The 293-nt window shown below is 66.6% G+C and carries 1 protein-coding gene; it reads right to left on the bottom strand.

The genetic code is table 11. The features are described from left to right. A partial coding sequence (locus QSV46_RS39360; protein ID WP_314964040.1) for a tripartite tricarboxylate transporter substrate-binding protein occupies positions 1 to 293 on the bottom strand: 293 nt, incomplete at both ends.

Genomic DNA, 293 nt, shown 5'->3' on the forward strand with positions numbered 1-293 from the left:
GGCAACGAGCGCCGGCTTCGCGCCGAGCTCCGCGGTGAACAGCAGGCACGCCATATGCGAGGAGGCACCGACGCCGCCATGAGCCTGCTTCACCGCGTCGCCCCGTTGCCGCAGCGCTGCGACGAACTCCTTCAGGTCGTTTGCCGGGAAATCCTTCCGCGCGATCACGACTGCCGGGGAATGCGCGGTGATGCCGATCGGCACGAAGTCGGCAACGGGATCGTATTTGAGGTTCGGCGTCAGCACTGGCGCTGCGACATGCGAGCCCATGGCAGCGGCAAGCAGGGTATAGC

Source organism: Bradyrhizobium cosmicum (assembly GCF_032290525.1).
GTDB classification, from domain to species: Bacteria; Pseudomonadota; Alphaproteobacteria; order Rhizobiales; family Xanthobacteraceae; genus Bradyrhizobium; species Bradyrhizobium cosmicum_A.